This window comes from Actinoplanes xinjiangensis (assembly GCF_003148685.1).
GTDB classification, from domain to species: Bacteria; Actinomycetota; Actinomycetes; order Mycobacteriales; family Micromonosporaceae; genus Actinoplanes; species Actinoplanes xinjiangensis.
Genome location: NZ_QGGR01000033.1, coordinates 72,909 through 91,671, shown reverse-complemented (window position 1 = coordinate 91,671; position 18,763 = coordinate 72,909). Strand labels below are relative to the sequence as shown.

13 protein-coding genes are annotated in these 18,763 nt (G+C 71.7%); 11 read left to right on the top strand and 2 right to left on the bottom strand.

The annotated features are described in order from the left end of the window. Positions 1-108 precede the first annotated feature (108 nt). Positions 109-1,662, bottom strand: a complete 1,554-nt coding sequence (locus BC793_RS41980) for a CocE/NonD family hydrolase (RefSeq protein ID WP_109602202.1) — start codon at positions 1,660-1,662, stop codon at positions 109-111. Between the two features lie 126 nt (positions 1,663-1,788). On the opposite strand from BC793_RS41980, the gene BC793_RS41975 reads away from it, so the two are divergent. The 11 genes from BC793_RS41975 (at position 1,789) to BC793_RS41920 (ending at position 17,861) form a co-directional block, all read left to right on the top strand. Beyond that, positions 1,789-2,355, top strand: coding sequence for a TetR/AcrR family transcriptional regulator (locus tag BC793_RS41975; protein ID WP_109602220.1), 567 nt, complete (start codon positions 1,789-1,791; stop codon positions 2,353-2,355). A gap of 75 nt (positions 2,356-2,430) precedes the next feature. After that, entirely contained in the window at positions 2,431-4,431 is a 2,001-nt protein-coding gene (locus tag BC793_RS41970; protein ID WP_146246710.1) for a PAS domain-containing sensor histidine kinase, read from the top strand. A gap of 134 nt (positions 4,432-4,565) precedes the next feature. After that, on the top strand, positions 4,566-5,870 hold the full coding sequence (locus tag BC793_RS41965; protein ID WP_109602219.1) for a hemolysin family protein: 1,305 nt from the start codon (positions 4,566-4,568) through the stop codon (positions 5,868-5,870). An 84-nt stretch (positions 5,871-5,954) separates the two neighbouring features. After that, positions 5,955-7,193, top strand: coding sequence for an SLC13 family permease (locus BC793_RS41960; protein WP_203896581.1), 1,239 nt, complete (start codon positions 5,955-5,957; stop codon positions 7,191-7,193). Positions 7,194-8,667: 1,474 nt separating this feature from the next. Further along, positions 8,668-10,791, top strand: coding sequence for a hypothetical protein (locus BC793_RS41950; protein ID WP_146246709.1), 2,124 nt, complete (start codon positions 8,668-8,670; stop codon positions 10,789-10,791). A 10-nt stretch (positions 10,792-10,801) separates the two neighbouring features. Then, positions 10,802-13,138 carry a DUF4118 domain-containing protein gene (locus BC793_RS41945; RefSeq protein ID WP_109602197.1) on the top strand — a complete coding sequence of 779 codons (2,337 nt, stop codon included), beginning with the start codon at positions 10,802-10,804 and terminating at the stop codon, positions 13,136-13,138. Then, complete coding sequence (locus BC793_RS41940) at positions 13,135-13,803, top strand: response regulator (protein WP_109602196.1); 669 nt, start codon at positions 13,135-13,137, stop codon at positions 13,801-13,803. The genes BC793_RS41945 and BC793_RS41940 overlap by 4 nt, the downstream gene beginning before the upstream one ends. Further along, the gene (locus BC793_RS41935; protein WP_109602195.1) at positions 13,800-14,768 is read left to right on the top strand and encodes a Ppx/GppA family phosphatase; all 969 of its coding nucleotides are present in this window, start codon (positions 13,800-13,802) and stop codon (positions 14,766-14,768) included. The genes BC793_RS41940 and BC793_RS41935 overlap by 4 nt, the downstream gene beginning before the upstream one ends. Before the next feature lie 72 nt (positions 14,769-14,840). After that, positions 14,841-16,361, top strand: coding sequence for a methyl-accepting chemotaxis protein (locus BC793_RS52560; protein WP_275416302.1), 1,521 nt, complete (start codon positions 14,841-14,843; stop codon positions 16,359-16,361). Positions 16,362-16,452: 91 nt separating this feature from the next. Then, the gene (locus tag BC793_RS41925; protein ID WP_109602218.1) at positions 16,453-17,568 is read left to right on the top strand and encodes a WD40/YVTN/BNR-like repeat-containing protein; all 1,116 of its coding nucleotides are present in this window, start codon (positions 16,453-16,455) and stop codon (positions 17,566-17,568) included. Then, a complete protein-coding gene (locus BC793_RS41920; RefSeq protein WP_109602193.1) occupies positions 17,565-17,861 on the top strand; it encodes a MoaD/ThiS family protein in 297 nt (98 codons plus the stop codon). The genes BC793_RS41925 and BC793_RS41920 overlap by 4 nt, the downstream gene beginning before the upstream one ends. A gap of 52 nt (positions 17,862-17,913) precedes the next feature. On the opposite strand, the gene BC793_RS41915 is transcribed toward BC793_RS41920, so the two are convergent. Continuing rightward, positions 17,914-18,648, bottom strand: a complete 735-nt coding sequence (locus BC793_RS41915) for a hypothetical protein (RefSeq protein WP_146246708.1) — start codon at positions 18,646-18,648, stop codon at positions 17,914-17,916. Positions 18,649-18,763 lie beyond the last annotated feature (115 nt).

Below are 18,763 nucleotides of genomic sequence, written 5' to 3'. Positions count from 1 at the left end.
GGTCTGAAACCATAGTGACGCTCATGATTCCGGGCGGTTTCCCATCCCGGCCATTGAGTCCTAATAGGATATGAACACCGGTGGCACCGGTGATCCATTTCCGTTACGTCAGCGAATGGGTACGTCCACGTAGGATCCGCCACCGATGGTGATGGATTCCCCTGATTCGTTCTCGTCGTAGTAGAGCGGGTCGACGGTGTCCACCACCAGGGTCAGCGAGTGCCCGGCCGGAAGGTCGTAGGCGGTGGCCGGGAGCTTCAGGTCGACGCTGCTCTTCTTCTCCAGCCACGTCGTGGGCGCGTGGGTGATCAGTTTGGCGTTGCCGAGGTGGTCCAGGTCGTAGAGGTAGGCCACCACGGTCCCGGCCGCCGCGACGCCGGAGAGTTCCAGGTGCACCCGTGGGATGCCGCGGAGGCGCTGCGCCGACGACCGGCGCTCGGCCGCCCACACGCCGGCCCGCCCGCGGTCCACGAACGGCAGCCACACCGACGGCTGCTGCCCGGTGATCGCCGCGGCGCCGTTGGAGATGAGCACGGTCCCGCCGTTGGCGATGGTGTCCCGGTCGGCCGGCAGCGTCTTGGTCCAGCCGGAGCTGACCGCGCCGCCCAGCAGGCCGGTGCCGTCCAGGGCCCGGATCCGGCCGAGGCCGTACCGGGTGGTCGAGGAGGCCTGCGCCGACCACGTCGGGTACGACTCGGCGGAGGCGTTGAGCGGCTTCAGGTAGATCGGGTTCGGGCGGCTCGTACCCGTGGCCAGGTGCTCGTCGAGGAAGCCGTAGAGGCTCGTCCACACCTCGTTGGGCAGGCCGAGCACACCGGTCAGCTCGGCGATCGCGTGGTCGCCGGGGCGCAGCTCGAGACGCTTCGGGGTGGTCAGCCGCCCGTAGAAGTCGACCATCTGGTTCGGCGGGAAGAACGTGTCGCCCCAGCCGTTGGCGATCAGCACCGCCGGGTTGTTGGTGTTGATCCGGTCGAGGTAGGTGGCGGCGGACCGCACCTTCGCCCAGGCCATCACGTCGCCGACGTCCACGTTCGCGTTGAAGTCCTTCATCGCGTCGGTCAGCTCGGCGCTCGGCTTGCCGACGATCTGCGCGGCCAGCTCCAGCAGCCCGGCCGACTGGCGGTGCCGGGTCTGGTCGGCGTAGAGCGAGTAGACCAGGTCGGTCCATCCACTGAGGACGCCGACCGCCCGGATCCGGCTGTCGAAGGCCGCCCCGAGCAGGCTGATCCCGGCGCCGTACGAGATGCCGGCCGCCCCGATCCGGCCCGGGTCCGCGGCCGTGTTCGCGATCGTCCAGTCGACCACCTTCGTCAGGTCGGCCATGTCCTTCGGCCCGGCGGTGTCGATCTCCCCGCCGGACAGCCACCAGCCGCGCGGCGTGTACGACACCACGACGTACCCGCGCCCGGCGAGGATTCTGGCCTGTGCCAGGTACTCCAGGTCGTTGAGTCCCCAGCTGGACGGCAGGATCACCGCCGGATGCCGTCCGCTCGCCGAGGGCGCGATGACGTTGGCCTTGAGGGCGACCCCGCCGTCACCGGTGATCTCGACGGCCCGGAAACCGGTCGTGCCAGCGGCTGCCTGGGCCGGTGAGGTGGTGGTCAATGTGGTCGCTGCCAGGGCGACGGCAGCGATCAGTGTGGTCAAGCGGCGAAGCGCCATCAACACTCCTCGATTTCAGGGGAGCGAACGTGGCGGCAGCGTAGAAATCGGTTCCGAGAATTTGAAGATGGTGACATTCTCGTTACCGGCTAGTAACGTAACTCGTCGGTAGCCAAGGGGGTGCAGGTGCTCTACGGAACCCCGACCGCACGTCGACGCGACGCCCAGCGCAATCGCGCGGCCATCCTCGAGGCCGCGAGCGAGGTGCTGGCCGGGGAGGACACCGTCGCCCTGATGCCCGAGATCGCCCGGCGCGCCGGCATCGGCCAGGCCACCCTCTACCGGCACTTCGCCGACCGGCAGGCGCTCACCGCCGCGGTGCTCACCTACCAGCTGGAGATCCTGGAGACCCGGGTCGCCGCCCACTCCGGGCACCCGGCCGCCTTCCGCGATCTGCTCCGCGAGACCCTGCACTCCCAGATCGAGCTGCGCGGCCTGGTCAAACTGGTACGCCGCTTCGATCCGGCACTCCAGGAGCGGTACCGGCAGCGGGTGATCGCGGCCTTCGTCACGCCGCTGAACGGAGCCCGCGAGCACGGGCACGTCCGTGCCGACCTGGTTCCGGAGGACCTGTCCCTGCTGTTCACCATGGTGCAGGGCGTCGCCGAGGCCACCGACGACGTCCGGGCCGCCCGCGCCGCCGCCGACCGCGCGGTGGACCTCGTGCTGGACGGGGTCTTCCTGCCGGGCTGACACCGGCTCTCAGGACCTCCGGGACCCTGCCGATCTGCCCCGCGGTGGAAGAGCGCGGTGGAACGGGGTGACGACGTGACAGGCAGTGCAGAGACCGGCGGTGACCGGCAGTTCCACGCCGTCGTGCGGGACATGTCCCAGCGGCGGGCCGCCGACGAGCAGGCCGCCCGGCACACCCGCGTCCTGCTCTCCACGATCGAGGCCCAGCGGGCCGTCACCGCCGCCCACGACCCCCGCTTCCGCCTCACCTTCGAGAACTCGCCGCTCGGCCTCGCCCTGTCCAGCGTCGACGAGCGGACGTTCGGGCGATACCTCCAGGTCAACCCGGCGCTGACGGCGATCACCGGCTACTCGGCCGAGGAACTGCTGCGGATGTCGTTCCACGACCTGCAACACCCGGACGACGTCACCCTCACCGAGAACGCGCTGCGGCAGATGATCACCACCGGGCCGGACTCGGTCCGGGCCGAGCGCCGCTACCTGCACAAGGACGGCCACACCGTCGCCGTGTCGATCCGGGTCGCGGTGGTACGCGGTGGGGACGGCGCTCCGTCGTACGCCGTGGTGCAGGTCGAGGACGTCACCGCGCAACGTGCGGCGGACGCCCGGCTGCACCGGCAGGCCGCACTGCTGGAACTCATCCCGGCGGCGGTGATCGTACGCCGCCTCGACGGCACCATCCTCTGGTGGAACAGCGGCGCCCGGAGCCTCTACGGCTGGACCTCGGAGGCGGCCCACGGCCGGCGTGTCCACCGCCTGCTCGGCACGGTCTTCGAGAACGGCTCGGCCGCGCGGCAGCAGGCCGCCCTGACGGAGGACGGGCACTGGGACGGCCAGGTCCAGCACCTCACCGCCGCCGGGCGCATGGTCACCGTACTCAGCCGGCAGGTCGTCCACCGCGACGGCGACGGTGACGTCGAGGTGCTGGAGATCAACACCGACGTGACCGCGGCCCGCGCCGCCGAACAGGCTCTCGCCCTCAACGAGCAGCGGTTCCGGGCCCAGTTCACGCACTCGGCGGTGGGCCAGCTGATCCGCGCCCTGGACGGTTCGCTGATCGCCGTCAACCAGGCGTTCGCCCGGATGCTCGGCCGCCGGGTCGAGGACATGGTCGGCCGGGTGATCGACACCGAACTGCTGGACCGCGACGAGCTGGCGTACGCCCACAACGAGATCGCCGGGCTGTTCGCCGGCGACGCCGCCTCCTACACCCACGAGACCCGGCTGCGGCACGCCGACGGGCACTGGGTGGACGTCGAGGCCACCGTCTCGCTCGTCCGGAACGCCCAGGACCACCCGAGACACCTCATCGTGGTGGTCACCGACATCTCCCAGCGACGGATCGCCGAACGGGCCCGTGACCAGGCAGCCGCCGCCCTCGCCGAGCGCAACACCGCCCTGGAAGCCGCCAACCAGCTCAAACTCGACATCATCGGGATGCTCGGGCACGAGATCAGCAACCCGCTGTCGGCCATCCTCGGCTACAGCGACCTGCTCGCCGACGACCTCGAGGCCGGCTCGCCGACCGCGACGGCGGTCACCGTGATCAGCCGGCAGGCGCAGCGGCTCGACGAGATCGTCCGCGAGGTGCTGTCGATGGTCAGCATCGACGCCGGCAACCTCAGCGCCGTCCGCGGCGAAGTGTCCCTGCACGCCGGGATCGCGCAGGCCCTGGAGAGCGCCGGCGCCACCGGAGTCCCGGTCACCGGCCCGGACGTCACCCTGCGCTTCAACCCCGGCCACCTCCAGCAGGTCCTGGTCAATCTGCTCGCCAACGCCGCCAGGTACGCCGGCGGCGCGACCGCCGTCCGGATCGAGCCGGCCCCCGGCGGCCGGGTGCTGCTGCACGTCGAGGACCACGGCCCCGGCGTGCCGCAGGAACTCCGGCCACGACTGTTCGACCGCCTCACCCGGGCCGAACGTGACGCCGGCACGGTCCGCGGGACCGGCCTCGGCCTCGGGCTCTACATCGTGCGGAGCCTGGCCCGCGCCAACCACGGTGAGGTACGGCACGAGCCGTACCCCGCCGGAGGCTCGATCTTCACCCTGGAGGCGGAGGCCGTCGCGACCCCCTAGGAGAACGGCTTCCCCCGGAACCCCACGTCGACGCCGAAGGCGCACCTCGCGGCCCGCATGGATGGTGATTCCCCTGGGAATCCTTCCAGTGGGCACCGGTAGCCTGATGCCTTCGTCTCTTCGTGAAGGAGTTGATGTCCGCCGTGGGCGGATACGGCTGGCAAGTTGTCCTGGTCGTGGTGCTGGTGCTGCTCAACGCGGCGTTCTCGGGCAGTGAGATGGCGCTCATCTCGCTGCGGGAGAGCCAGTTGCAGCGTCTCGAGCGGCAGTCCCGCACCGGAAGGACCCTCGCCAAGCTGGCGCGGGACCCCAACCGGTTCCTGGCCACCATTCAGATCGGCATCACCCTGGCGGGTTTCCTCGCCTCGGCTGCCGCGGCGGTGTCACTGGCACAGCCGTTGATCAAACCTCTCGGGTTCCTCGGCAGCGCCGCGGAACCCGCCTCGATCATCCTCGTCACGATGGTCCTGACGTTCTTCACCCTGGTCGTCGGTGAACTCGCCCCCAAGCGCGTCGCCATGCAGCGGGCCGAGGGCTGGGCGATGCTGGTCGCCCGCCCGCTCGACGTGCTGGCCACCCTGTCGCGCCCGGTCGTCTGGCTGCTCGGCAAGTCCACCGACCTGGTCGTCCGCCTCTCCGGTGGCGACCCCGACGCCGGCCGTGAGGAGGTCAGCACCGAGGAGATCCGCGACATGGTCGCCGCCCAGCAGGACATCACCGCCGAGCAGCGCACCATCATCAGCGGCGCCTTCGAGATCGCCGACCGCATCCTGCGGGAGATCCTCATCCCGCGCCGCGACGTGCTGATCCTCCCCGCCGACCTGCCCGCCCCCGAGGCGCTGGCCCGCCTCGTCAAGGGCGGCCACTCCCGCGCCCCGGTCACCGGTGCGATGGGCCTCGACGACGTGCTCGGTGTCGTCCACCTGCGTGACCTGATCACCGCCGACGGCCGGGTCCGCGACCACATGTTCGAGCCGCTGTTCCTGCCCGAGACGCTGAAGGTGTCCGACGCCATGCGCCAGCTGCGCGTCCAGCGCCAGCAGTTCGCCCTCGTCGTCGACGAGCGCGGCGCCATCGACGGCATCGTCACCATGGAGGACCTGGTCGAGGAGGTCGTCGGCGAGATCTACGACGAGAGCGACCGGGACGTGCAGTCGGTGATCCACGAAGAGGACGGCGCGATGCTGCTGCCCGGCACCTTCCCGATCCACGACCTGCCGGACATCGGCGTCGACATCGAGGAGACCGACGCCGGCGACTACACGACGGTGGCCGGCCTGGTACTGGCCCGCCTCGGCCACATCCCGACCGTCCCCGGCGAGACGGTCGGCATCGACGGCCACACCGCCGAGGTCGTCGAGATCACCGGGCGGGCGATCACCAAGCTGCGGTTGCGGCCGCTCTCCGAGCAGCCCGGCGACGAGGACGCCACCGCCTGACCTCCGGTCCCGGGCCGGGGCGGGCCTCGTCACACCGGCTCCGCCCGGCTCGCGGGACCGGGGTGCCGCTCCTAGGCTTCACCGGTGTTGATGATCATCGCGCTGGTGCTGCTGGCGGCGGTTCTCGCCTTCGCCGTGGCCCGGCCCCGGGGACTCCCCGAAGCCGCGGCCGCGGTACCCGCCGCCGCCCTGGCCGTCGGGTTCGGCCTGGTCACTCCCTCCGCGGCGCTGCACGAGGTGGAGGACCTGGCCCCCACGGTCGCCTTCCTCGCGGCGATCCTGGTACTCGCGTTCACGGCGGAACGACACGGCGTCTTCGGTTGGATGGGCGCGCTCGTCGCCCGTACCGGAAAAGGCCGTCCCCGCCGCCTCCTCGGCGCCGTCTTCGGCGCCGCCGCCCTGACCACCGCCGTCCTCAGCCTGGACGCCACGGTCGTCCTGCTCACCCCGGTGGTCTTCGCGGTCGCCGCCCGCGCCGGTGTCGGCCACCGCCCGCACGCCTACGCCTGCAACCACCTGGCGAACTCGGCGTCCCTGCTGCTGCCCGTCTCCAACCTGACGAACCTGCTCGCCTTCGCCGCGAGCGGCCTCACCTTCGCCGGTTTCGCCGCTCTGATGGCGGCCCCCTGGCTGGCCGTCATCCTGGTCGAATTCCTGATCTTCCAGCTCTTCTTCGCCGACGACCTGTCCGCCCCCGCCACCCCCGACCCGGGCGACCCCGGCCCCGCCCCCCGCTACGCCCTCACCATCCTGGCCGTGACCCTCACCGGTTTCGCCGCGCTCCAGCCACTCGGCGTCGAACCCGCCTGGATCGCCGCCGCCGGCGCGGTCGCCCTGGCCATACCGTTGCTGCGCCGCCGCGACATCCACCCGTTCGCCCTGCTCACCGAGGCGAACCCGGCCTTCTGCGCCTTCGTCCTGGCCCTCGGCGTGGTGGTACTGGCCGTCCGCTCCAACGGCCTCGGCGACCGGATCGAGACCTGGCTCCCCCAACACCCCGACTGGCTCGGCCTCCTCGGCGCCGCCACCCTCGCGGCGATCCTGGCGAACGTCCTCAACAACCTGCCCGCCACCCTCGTCCTGCTCCCCGCGGTCGCCCACTCACCCGGCCTGCTCCTGGCCGTACTCATCGGCGTCAACGTCGGCCCCAACCTCACCTACGCCGGCTCCCTCGCCACCCTGCTCTGGCGCCGCATCCTGCACGCCCGCGACGCCGCCCCCCGAACCTCCGAATTCCTCAAACTCGGCGCGGCCACCGTCCCCCTCACCGTGGTCGCCGCGGTCACCGCCCTCTGGGCCGGCCTGCACCTCTACACCCCCTGATCCGGTACGCCATCGACCGCCCCCAACCGCAACCCACCCCTCCCGCAGCCCCCACACCAACCCTCCGCACCCACACCAGGCCCCGCGTCGCCCACCCCGCCCCGCCCCGCGTCGCCCTCGCCGTGCCGTGTCGCTCGGTCGTAGCGCGTTGCTTGTGCCGCCGCGCCGTTCGTGCCGGCTCCCTTCCGCGCCGTCTCTACCCGCGCCGCCCACCGTTCCTGCCGCGTCGCCCACCCCGCGTCGCCTGTGTCGTATCGCGTCGCTCGTACGGTCCCGCCGCTCGTGCTGGCAACCCTTCCCCGCGTTGTCCGTGCCGCGCCAAGGCGTGGCGTCGTGCTGCGCTGCGTTCCGCCATCTCGGCGTCTGCGCGTGTCGGCCGTTGCGTGGTCGACGCCGGACCGTCTGGTCGTCTCATCCTCTGTGCCGCGTCCTGGAGCGGGACTCCACAAGATCGCTTCTCACTGCCATCGTCACCGCCATCTGGTGGACTTCGGCGTGCCATGTTCGTGATTCCACAAGATGGCGATGGTCTGGTCGGAGGTTGGTGGCAGCTCTACCGGAGCCGGGCCGGCGGTGCTCCTCCCTGGCCCCATCTCGACAGTCGCTGGCCCAAGCCAGCGGCGGCGCTGGCGGCGCTGGCAGCGCTGGTGGCGGTGGCGGCGGCGGTGGCACTGGCGCCGCTGGCAGCGGGGCCGGGCGTGCCCGCTTTCCGGTTTCCGGTGCGCGCCGGTGGGCCGTCGATCTTTCCGGCTGGTCGTCACCGCTGTCTCGGGGCCCTCGAGGCAGCGGTGACGACCAGCCGAGAAGATCTGGCTGGTCCTCACCGCTGTCTCAGCGAACCTGAGACAGCGGTGAGGGCCAGCCAGCCGTTGCACCCTTGCGCCAGCGAGCCCCCGCGGTCGTATGCACGACGACACCCGTCGACAGCGGTGACAGGCGCACACGATCAGCGATCGTGCGCGCCTGTCACCGCCATCACGACGGTGAGCTCACACGCTGGGTGTTATGCGGGCGCCCACCATCGTCATCACGACGACCGGCGCACACGATCGCCGATTGTGTGCGCCTACCGCTGGGGAGGCTCAGTGCGGCAGCGCCGAGAAGAGTCAATGCCCTGATGGGTTCTTCGATTGCGCTGTATTCGTGGGGCTTCACAAGATCGCGAGCGACCTGGTGGGCAGGGAGCGAGCGAAGCGCGCGGCTGAGCGCGGCTGGGTTGGTCGGTTGTGGGTCAGCGTGGTTGCGGGCGGGATTCGGTTAAGGAGGGGGACGGGGGGTTGGTCGGTTGTCGGTCGGGGTGGTCTTGCGGGCCGGATCGGGCCGGTTGTTGGTGACGGCTCGGGCGGTCGGAGGTTCGGCGGCGGGGCTTGCGGAGGGGATTGGGTCTCTGTAGGCGGTGATGGTGGCGGGGAGGGGTGGTGAAGAGGGACGTTGGGGAAACAGGGGGAGATGTCGCCGCTTGTAGGATGCGCCGGTGGTTCAGGATCTCGTGGGTGACGATCGGTCCGAGGCGTCGACGGTCAAGCTGGAGCCGGACGGTGTGCAGCCGGCCGGGGCAGTCGATGGGGGCGTCGTGGCGAAAAGTGGGTCCGGCCCCGCCGATCGGGCCGATGCCGGCGGCACGCAGGCAGCCTCTGCTGCGACGGGCGCCGTAGCTGTCTCCGGTGGCCGGGGCGAGGGCGGCCGGGGCGAGGGCAGCTGGGGTGAGGGCGGCCGGGGTGAGGGCGGCCGGGGCGAGGGTGGCCAGGGTGAGGGCGGCCGGGGTGAGGGTGGCCCGGGTGAGGGTGGCCCGGGTGAGAGCGGGGTGCTGGGGAAGAGCGGACCGGAGCTGGTGTTGTGGCTGCACCGGGGGCTCTCGGTGGCGGCGGTCATGGGTCTGGTGGTGGGGACCCGCGGGTTCTGGCAGTCGAATGCGATGAGCCGACCCTGGCTGGCGCTGGTGTTGACGGGCGCCTACCTGGCGATGCTGGTCGCGGCCGTCATCGCGCTGTGTGCGCCGCGGCATCGGGTGCTGGCGCGGCTCGACGTCGGGGTTCTGGTCACCGCGATCGTGATCAAGCTGGTGGCGGCGTGGCCGGGCGTGTCGGGGGCGAAGGAGCTGACGGTCGACGAGGGCATTCTGATGGATGCGGCGTCGCGGGCCCTGGCCAAGGGTGACAATCCGTACACGTCGGCGTGGCCGGGGATCGATCCGGTGCTGCCGACGCAGTTGATGGACGGCCGTACGGTGTTCGACTTCGGTTATCCGCCGTTGGGTGTGGAGATCGGGGCGGTGTTCCAGCGGCTGTTCCCCTCGATGACGGGGATCGTGCTGGTGGCGTGGCTGGCGGTGTTCGCGACGGCGGTGTTCGTGTTCGCCGTGGCGCCGCGGCCGTTGCGCCCGATCGCGACGCTGGGTGTGCTGGGGCTGGGCACGTTCACCGGGTACGCCGACAACGCGTACCCCTCGGTGATCGCTCTGCCGTTCCTGTGTGTGGCTCTGTGGGGCTGGCCGGGGATCGGCCGGGACGGGCGGCTGGGCCGGTACGGCCTGGTGCGCGCGGCGGCGCTGGGTGCGGCGTGCTCGATCCACCAGCTGGGCTGGTTCCTGGCGTTGTTCCTGGTGGTGGGCCTGATCGTGCTGCGCCTGGGTGAGCTGGGCCTGGCCCGTACGTTCATGCTGCTGCTGCGCTACGGCGGCACCGCGCTGGCGGTGTTCTTCCTGGCCAGCCTGCCGTTCCTGGTGAAGACGCCGCACGAGTGGCTGACCGGCGTGTTCGAGCCGCTGTTGCAGCACGCGGTTCCGCACGGTCAGGGCCTGATGGGCATCACCCACTACATCATCGGTGGCAGCGCGGCTCTGGACATGTTCGGTCACGCGACGATCGCCCTGCTGGTGGCGTTGCTGGTGGTGTTCGGCCTGCATCTGCGCACGCTGGGCCCGGCGATCGCGGTGCTGCCGTGGATGATCTTCATGGTGTCCACCCGCTCGCAGGACGGCTACTGGCTGCTGACCATGCCGCTGTGGCTGGTCGCCCTGGTCACCACGACCCGCGCCGACTTCGCCGGCGCCTGGCAGATCCCGCTGCCACGCCGAAGGACCGCGCCGGCCCAGGGAGCGCCGGCCCAGGGAGCGCCGGCCCAGGGAGCGCCGGCCCAGGGAGCGCCGGCCCAGGGAGCGCCGGCCCAGGAAACGGTGGCGCAGAGGGCGACGGCGCAGGGGGAGCAGGCCGGGCGGAGGGTCCGGGCGCTGGTGACCGCCGCACTGTTCGTCCCCGCGGCGGCGATGTTCCTGATCGGGGTCGCCACCCCGCAGCCGCTCGGCTTCACGGTGAACACCCCGGTGGTGGCCGGCCGGAACCTGCCGGAGCTGACCGTCGAGGTGACGAACCGTTCGGACGAGCCGGTGACCCCGCACTTCTCGGTGGCCACGGGGGCGACGATCGCCGGTTTCTGGCGGATCCAGGCCGGTCCGGCGACCCTGCCGGCCGGGGCGACCGGGACGTACACGCTGGTCCCGTCGACGAAGACGTTCAAGGTTCCGGCCGAGGGCCTGACCATCCTGCGGGCGGTCTCCGATGCTCCGCAGACGCTCAGCAGCATCCGATTGACGAACTGAGGTCACCGGCGTGGCGCGCGGGGAACTGCGGATCTACCTGGGCGCCGCGCCGGGGGTCGGTAAGACGTACGCGATGCTCGCCGAGGCCCGCCGCCGCGTGGAGCGTGGTGTGGACGTGGTGATCGGGCAGGTCGAGACGCACGGGCGGGCCCGAACCGCCGCGATGGCCGGTGGCCTGGAGACGGTCGGCGTGGACGCGGTCCTGGCCCGTCGCCCGGATGTCGCGGTGATCGACGAGCTGGCCCGCCACCATCGGCTGATCGAGGTGCTGCTGGACGCCGGGATCACGGTGCTGACCACGGTGAACGTCGAGCAGCTGGAGTCGCTGGCGGACGTGGCGGCCCGGATCACCGGCGTGGGGCCCGGTGCCACCGTGCCGGACACCCTGGTCGGCGCCGCCCGGGTGGAGCTGGTCGACATGACGCCGGAGGCGCTGCGCCGACGGATGGCACACGGCAACGTCTACCCGCCGGAGCGGATCGACGCGGCCCTGGGCAGGCGGTTCCGGGCGGAGAATCTGGCGGCGCTGCGGGAGCTCGCGCTGCGCTGGCTCGCCGACCGGGTCGCGGCGGAACTGCCCGGTGGCCCGGCCGCCCGGGAACGGGTGGTGGTGGCGCTGGACGGCGGACCGGACGGCGAGACGCTGCTGCGCCGGGCGGCCCGGCTCGCGGCCCATTTCGGGAACACCGACCTGCTGGCGGTGCACGTGACCCGGGACCGGGCCGACCCGGCGGCGCTGGCCCGGCTGCGGGTGCTGGTGGAGAGCCTGGGCGGCACGTATCACCTGGTGTCGGGGCCGGACGTGGCCACGGCGCTGCTGGAGTTCGCGCGCGGCGCCGGTGCCACCCAGATCGTGCTGGGCCGGATGCAGCGGCGGGTCGTCGCCGGGGCCGGACCGATCGACGTGCACCTGGTCACTCCGGAGCGGCCCGCGGTGGACCGGCGGCGGGAACGCCGGCCGGCGGCGTTGTCCCGGGGCCGCCGGATCGCCGGGGCGGCCGTCGCGCTGGTGGCGTTGCCGCTGCTCACCGGTGTTCTGCTGGCGCTGCCGGACCCGCCGCTGAGCAACGGCATCCTGCTGTACCTGGTGGTGGTCGTCGGGGTGGCTCTGATCGGTGGACGGTGGCCGGCGGTGTGCACGGCGGTCGCCGCGTCACTGCTGCTGAACTGGTTCTTCACCCCGCCGTACGGCCGGTTCGCGATCGCGCAGGGCCACAACATGCTGGCCCTGGCGATCTTCGTGCTGGTGGCGGTGGCGGTCAGCTGGGTCGTCGACACGGCGGCCCGCACCACCCGGCAGGCCGCCGAGGCGTCGGCCCAGGCGCAGACGCTGGCCACGGTGGCGGGCGGGGTGCTGCGCGGTGAGCGGCCGCTGCCGGCCCTGCTGGAGCGGCTGCGGGAGACGTTCGGTCTGGACACGGTGGCGCTGGTGGAGGCGGGGACGACGGTGGCCGAGGTGGGTGTTCCCGGGCTGCTGCCGGCCGATGCGGACGTGACCGTGCACGCCGGCGGAGAGGACGAGGGGGACCTGCGGGTGCTGCTCTCCGGTCGTACCCTCGAAGCCTCTGATCGCCGGGTGGTGGAGGCCTTCGCCGCGCAGGCCGCGATCGCGCTGCGGCAGGAACGTCTGGCCGCCGAGGCGGCCACCGCGAGGCCGCTGGCCGAGGCGAACCGGTTGCGCACCGCGTTGCTCGCCGCCGTCAGCCATGACCTGCGTACGCCCCTCGCGTCCGCGAAGGCCTCGGTGGCGAGCCTGCGCAGCCCGGACGTGACGTTCACCGCGGAGGACCGCGCGGAGCTGCTGGCCACCGCCGACGAGTCGCTGGAGAAACTGGACCGCCTGGTGGCGAACCTGCTCGACATGGGCCGGCTGCAGGCGGGGGCGCTCGGTGTCGCCGCGATCGACGTGGGCGCCGAGGAGGTCGTACCCCTGGTGCTGGATGATCTGGGCCCGCCGGGCCGTGCGGTGATCGTCCGCGTCCCGGACGACCTGCCGATGGTGCACGCCGATCCGGGCCTGCTGGAGCGGGTGCTGGTGAACGTGATCGGCAACGCCCTTCGCCACAGTCCGCCGGGCCGCCCGCCGATGGTGACCGGAAGCAGTCACGGTGACGTGGTCGAGCTGCGTGTGATCGATCACGGTCCGGGGATCCCGGCGGATCGGTGGGAAGATGTCTTCCTGCCGTTCCAGCGGCTCGGCGACCGTGACAACCACACCGGCGTGGGGCTGGGGCTGGCCCTGTCCCGTGGCCTGGCCGAGGCGATGGCCGGCACGCTCACCCCCGACGAGACCCCCGGAGGCGGCCTCACCATGATTCTGACGCTTCCCGCCGGAAAGCCGGCATGACCCGGATCCTGGTGGTCGACGACGAGCCGCAGATCATCCGCGCATTGCGGATCAACCTCCGGGCCAGGGGGTACGAGGTGGACACCGCCCCGGACGGCGCGACCGCTCTGCGCGCGGCCGCCGACCATCACCCCGACCTGGTGGTGCTGGACCTGGGCCTGCCGGACATGGAGGGCGCCGACGTGATCGCGGGCCTGCGCGGCTGGACCTCGGTGCCGATCATCGTGCTGTCCGGCCGGGTGGACGGCACGGACAAGGTGGCCGCCCTGGACGCGGGCGCCGACGACTACGTGACGAAACCGTTCGGGGTGGACGAACTGCTGGCCCGGATCCGGGCGGTCACCCGTCGTTCGCAGCCGGGTGAGGCGGAGGCCCCGATCGTGCGGCTGGGCGATCGGGAGGTCAACCTGGCCGAGCACTCGATCAGCGGCGGCGTCCGGCTCACCTCGACCGAGTGGCAGCTGCTGGAGCACCTGCTGCGGCACCCGGGCAAGCTGATCACCCAGCGGGAGCTGCTGCACGACGTGTGGGGCCCGCAGTACCGGACCGAGACGAACTACCTCCGGCAGTACATGGCCCGTCTGCGCCGCAAGCTGGAGGTGGATCCGGCCCGGCCGCGTCACCTGCTCACCGAGCCCGGCATGGGCTACCGGTTCCGCCCGTGAGCGCGCCGCGGCTCGGCGTGCTCGACGTCGGCTCCAACACCGTGAACCTGGTGATCGCCGAGGCCGCCTCCGGGCTGCCGCTGCCGGTGCACACGTGGGAGCGGCGTCCCCGGCTCGCGCACCGGCTGCCGGCCGACGGCACGATCGGGCCGGAGGCGCTGGAGCGGATGCTCGCCGCGGTCGAGGAGGCGGTCGCCGAGTCCCATCGGGCCGGAGTGAACCGGATGTTCGCCTACACCACCGCGGTGATCCGGGACGCCCCGAACCGCGACGCGGTCCTCGCGGCGGTGCAGAAGCGCACGGGGGTACGCCTGGGCACGCTCTCCGGCATCGAGGACGCCCGTCTCACGTTCCTGGCGGCCCGGCGCTGGCTGGGCTGGCAGGCCGGCCCGATGCTGATGGTCGACATCGGCGGCGGCTGTCTGGAGGTGGCGTTCGGCCGGGACCGCCTGCCCGAGTCGGCGATGTCGCTGCCGCTCGGTGCCGGCCGGCTCACCCGGGAGTTCCTGGCCGACGGCGACCCGCCCCCGCCACGGGCCGTGCGACGGCTGCGCCGGCACGTGCGGGAGCAGTTCGCCGAGGTCGCCGCCCGGACGTCGTGGGAGGCGCCGCGCACGTCGGTGGCCGCTTCGAAGACCTTTCAGCAGCTGGCCCGGCTGGCCGGCGCGCCCCCACTGCGGCTCGGCCCGTTCGTCCGGCGGGAGCTGCGGGTTTCGGCACTGCGGCCGTGGATCAAGCGGCTCGCCGCGATGCCCAGTCCGAAGCGGTCCCACCTGCCCGGGGTGTCCCCGCACCGGGCCCGGCAGATCCTGGCCGGCGCGATCGTCGCGTACGAGGTGATGCGCCACCTCGGCGTCGAGTCACTGATCATCTGCCCGTGGGGGCTGCGCGAGGGGATCCTGCTGCGTGAGCTGGAGGCCCGGCAGCCGCCCCTGACCAACGCGTCGTGGGTGCCCTGGGACTGAGGGCTCATGCCGGAGGGGGACGCGCCGATATCTCAGGTATCGGATTCCCCCTCCCAGCCAAGGAGACACAGCGTGCGGTTGTTCGGTTCCCGGGCGGTCAGTACCGAGGCGACTCGGCCGATGCCGCGTGACGTCGAGGCGTTGGAGCAGTTGGTGTTCGCCCTGGACGCCGCAACGGACGTGGACAGCGCCTGGCGGATCACCGTGGAGAGCATGGTCCGGTCCCACAAGATGGGGTACGGCGCGGTCTGGGTGCCGGAGGGTCAGGGCCGCCTGCGGCGCCTGCACGAGTGCGGCCAGTTGCAGCCGCAGCTGGCCGGTGGCACCGATCCCGAGCTGGTGACCCGGGCGTACCAGAGCCGGGTCGCGGTCTTCGACGAGAACCCGGAGCGGGCCGCCGGCTGCCGCCGCTGGCAGGCCGCGGCCAAGGCGGGCATGGTCGCCGCGATGATGCTGCCGGTCCTCAAGGGCACCGAGGTGCTGGCCGTCTTCGAGTACTACTCGCCGCTGCCGATCTACGCCGATGACGCCCGCCAGGAGAAGTTCAAGGCCATCGCCCGGGTCGCCGAACAGGCCCGGTCCAGCGCGGTGGCCGCCGCCGAACTGCGCCAGGTGGCCACCGACCGGGAGGCGGTCACCACGGTGGTCACCCGGGTCGGGGCGGCGTCGGACAGCCAGACCACGATCCGCGCGGCCCTGGACGCGGTGCGGACCGCGTTCGGCTGGGCGTACGGCTCGTACTGGGGGATCGACACGGCCACGAACGTGCTCAAGTTCCACCTGGAGTCGGGTTCGGCCGGGGACGAGTTCCGCCGGGTCACCCTCGCCGCCGAGTTCGCCGAGGGCGTCGGCCTGTCCGGGCGTGCCTGGCGGGCCAAGGATCTGATCTTCGTCAAGGACCTGGCCGAGGTCACCGACTGTGTGCGGGCGCCGGCGGCGCAGCGGGCCGGGGTACGGTCCGGCGTCTGCTTCCCGATCATGAGCGGGGACCGGGTCGTCGGCACCATGGACTTCTTCACCACCGAGTACATCGATCTGTCCGAGTCCCGGGCGGCCGCGCTGCGTAACGTGCAGCAGCTGGTGTCGCAGCGGCTCGACGTGGTCCGTGGAACGGAGCGGGCCACCGCCAACGCCCGTGAGCTGCTGGACACCGTGCAGCGGCTGCGCAGCGCCAGCGACGACGCGACCTCGGTGGCCGAGCAGGCGGTGACCCGGGCGTCGGCGATGACCGCCGAGGTGGCCGCGCTCGGGCAGGCGTCCTCCGCGATCGGCGACGTCATCAAGATCATTTCGTCGATCGCGGAGCAGACCAACCTGCTCGCCCTCAACGCCACCATCGAGGCGGCCCGTGCCGGGGAGTCCGGCAAGGGCTTCGCCGTGGTGGCCGGTGAGGTCAAGGAGCTGGCCCGGGAGACCGCCGAGGCCACCCAGAAGGTCGCCGACCAGATCGCCGGGATCCAGTCCAGCGCGGAGACGGTGGCCAACGGCATCCACACCACGAGCGAGACGATCGGGAAGATGGACGCGGTCCAGGCCCGGATGAACGACGTGCTCGCCGAGCAGGCGGAGATGGCGCGCGCCCTCCAGGGGTGACCCCTTCTGATCGAACATTCGTCCTAGACTCCCCAGGGTGACGCAGAGCACACCATGATGCTTCTGTATGCCTTTCGAGAGGGGAGTGCACGTGAGCGGTGTTCGATTGCTGGTCGGAACGCGCAAGGGGCTGTTCATCCTGACCTCGGATGCGGCCCGGCAGGACTGGAAGGTGGACGGCCCGCACTTCGCCGGGTGGGAGATCTACCACGCCAACGGGTCACCGGTGGATCCGGACCGGATCTACGTGTCGCAGTCGGGCGGCTGGTTCGGCCAGCTGATCCAGCGGTCCGACGACGGCGGGGTGACCTGGCGGCAGGTCGACCACGACTTCACCTACGCCGGCGAGGTCGGCGACCACCTCTGGTACGACGGGACCCCGCGCCCGTGGGAGTTCAAGCGGATCTGGCACCTGGAGCCGTCCCGCACCGAACTCGACGTCGTCTACGCCGGCGCCGAGGACGCGGCCCTGTACAAGAGCACCGACGGCGGCCAGAAGTGGGAGGAACTGACCGGGCTGCGCACCCACACGTCGGCTCCGAAGTGGCAACCCGGTGCCGGCGGGATGTGCCTGCACACGATCATCCTCGACCCGGTGAACCCGGAGCGGATCTTCGTGGCGATCTCCGCGGCGGGCGCGTTCCGTACCGACGACGGTGGGGTCACCTGGCAGCCGATCAACCGGGGCTTGAAAAGCGACGGCATCCCCGACCCGGACGCCGAGGTGGGCCACTGCGTGCACCGGATCGCCCAGCACCCGTCCCGGCCGGACACCCTGTTCATGCAGAAACACTGGGACGTCATGCGCTCCGACGACGCCGGCGACAACTGGCGGGAGATCAGCGGCGACCTGCCGACCGACTTCGGCTTCCCGATCGCGGTGCACGCCCACGAGCCGGAGACGATCTACGTCGTACCGATCACCAGCGACTACCTGCACTACGTGATGGACGGCAGGCTGCGCGTCTACCGCAGCCGTACCGGTGGTGAGCAGTGGGAGCCGCTGACCGTGGGACTGCCGCAGGAGCACTGCTACGTCAACGTGCTCCGCGACGCCATGGCGGTGGACACCCTCGACGAGTGCGGCGTCTACTTCGGCACCAGTGCCGGTCAGGTGTACGGGTCGGCGGACAGCGGCGACACCTGGAAGGCCCTGGTCACCGACCTGCCGCCGATCTGCTCGGTGGAAGTGCAGGTGTTGCCGTGATCCGTGTGATCCTCCCACCACACCTGCGCACCCTGGCGCAGGTGACCGGCGAGGTCCGGGTCGAGGTGCCCGGCGAGGTGACCCAGCGGCACGTGCTCGACGCCGTGGAGCAGCGCTTCCCGATGCTGGTCGGCACCATGCGGGACCGTGGCACCGGCGAACGGCGGGCCCTGGTCCGCTTCTTCGCCTGCGAGGAGGATCTCTCCAACGAGCCACCTGATGCGGCACTGCCCGACCGGGTGGCCACCGGGGAGGAGCCGTTCATGGTGGTCGGGGCGATGGCCGGCGGCTGAGACGCGAAGGCGGCCGGGCTGATGCCCGGCCGCCGCTGTTCGATCACCCGGCTCAGCGCCAGGGGTGGTGCCCGTGTCCGCCGTACGAGTGGTGCCCGTATCCGCCGTACGAGTGGTGACCCCACGGGCGAACGTAGCCTCCGCCGTGGTGGCCGTTGAGCACGACCGGCCCGCCGAGCGGCACGACCTGCACCGGCGTGACCGCCGGCACCGTGAGGACGTTGACGCCGTCACCGCAGGTCGACGCGACCTGCACGCAGGGCTCCTGGGTGTAGGCCGTCGGTTCCTCGGACATCACCTGGCCGTGGTTCTGCGCCTTGTACGCCTTGTCGGCCTTGTGCGCCTTGTGGGCCTTGTGCGCCTTGTGGGCCTTGTGAGACTTATGGGCCTTGGCCGGCCTGTCGGCGAGGGCGCCGCCGGTCGGCTCCTCCACGACGGGGGCGGGTTCCTCGACGACGGGAGCGGGCTCCTCGACGACCGGAGCGGGCTCCGCCATCACCGGCGCGGGCTCGTAGTCCACGACCGGCTGGGCGATCTGCACCGGTCTCTGGATGACGAGGACGTAGGGCGTGGCCACCCTCTGCGCCTGGTAGTCACAGTCGTAGTCGGCAGCGTACAGCGACAGCGAGGATGCGTACCCGCCGCAGTCGCTCATCGTGTTGTAGTAGCCGAGCACGTGCCCCGGTGGCCACCAGCCCGGGCCGGCGAGCGCCGGGGAGGCCCCGAACGCGGCTCCGGCCACCAGCCCGGCGCAGGCGGTGATCAATCCCCGAGTTGATTTTCGCATGTCCGACCTTTCCGTTAAGTCGCTTGTGTCCCGACTAGCTGAGCACGACGTCCGGAGGGCGGGGCGAGGTTCCTCGGAAGTGGCGCGAAGCGGGTCCGCCTTGGCCCGAAGGGGC

Coding starts and splice junctions, on each gene's coding strand:
- BC793_RS41980 (WP_109602202.1), bottom strand. CDS start 1,662: ATGGCGCTTCGCCGCTTGACCACACTGATCGCTGCCGTCGCCCTGGCA.
- BC793_RS41965 (WP_109602219.1), top strand. CDS start 4,566: ATGTCCGCCGTGGGCGGATACGGCTGGCAAGTTGTCCTGGTCGTGGTG.
- BC793_RS41940 (WP_109602196.1), top strand. CDS start 13,135: ATGACCCGGATCCTGGTGGTCGACGACGAGCCGCAGATCATCCGCGCA.
- BC793_RS41915 (WP_146246708.1), bottom strand. CDS start 18,648: ATGCGAAAATCAACTCGGGGATTGATCACCGCCTGCGCCGGGCTGGTG.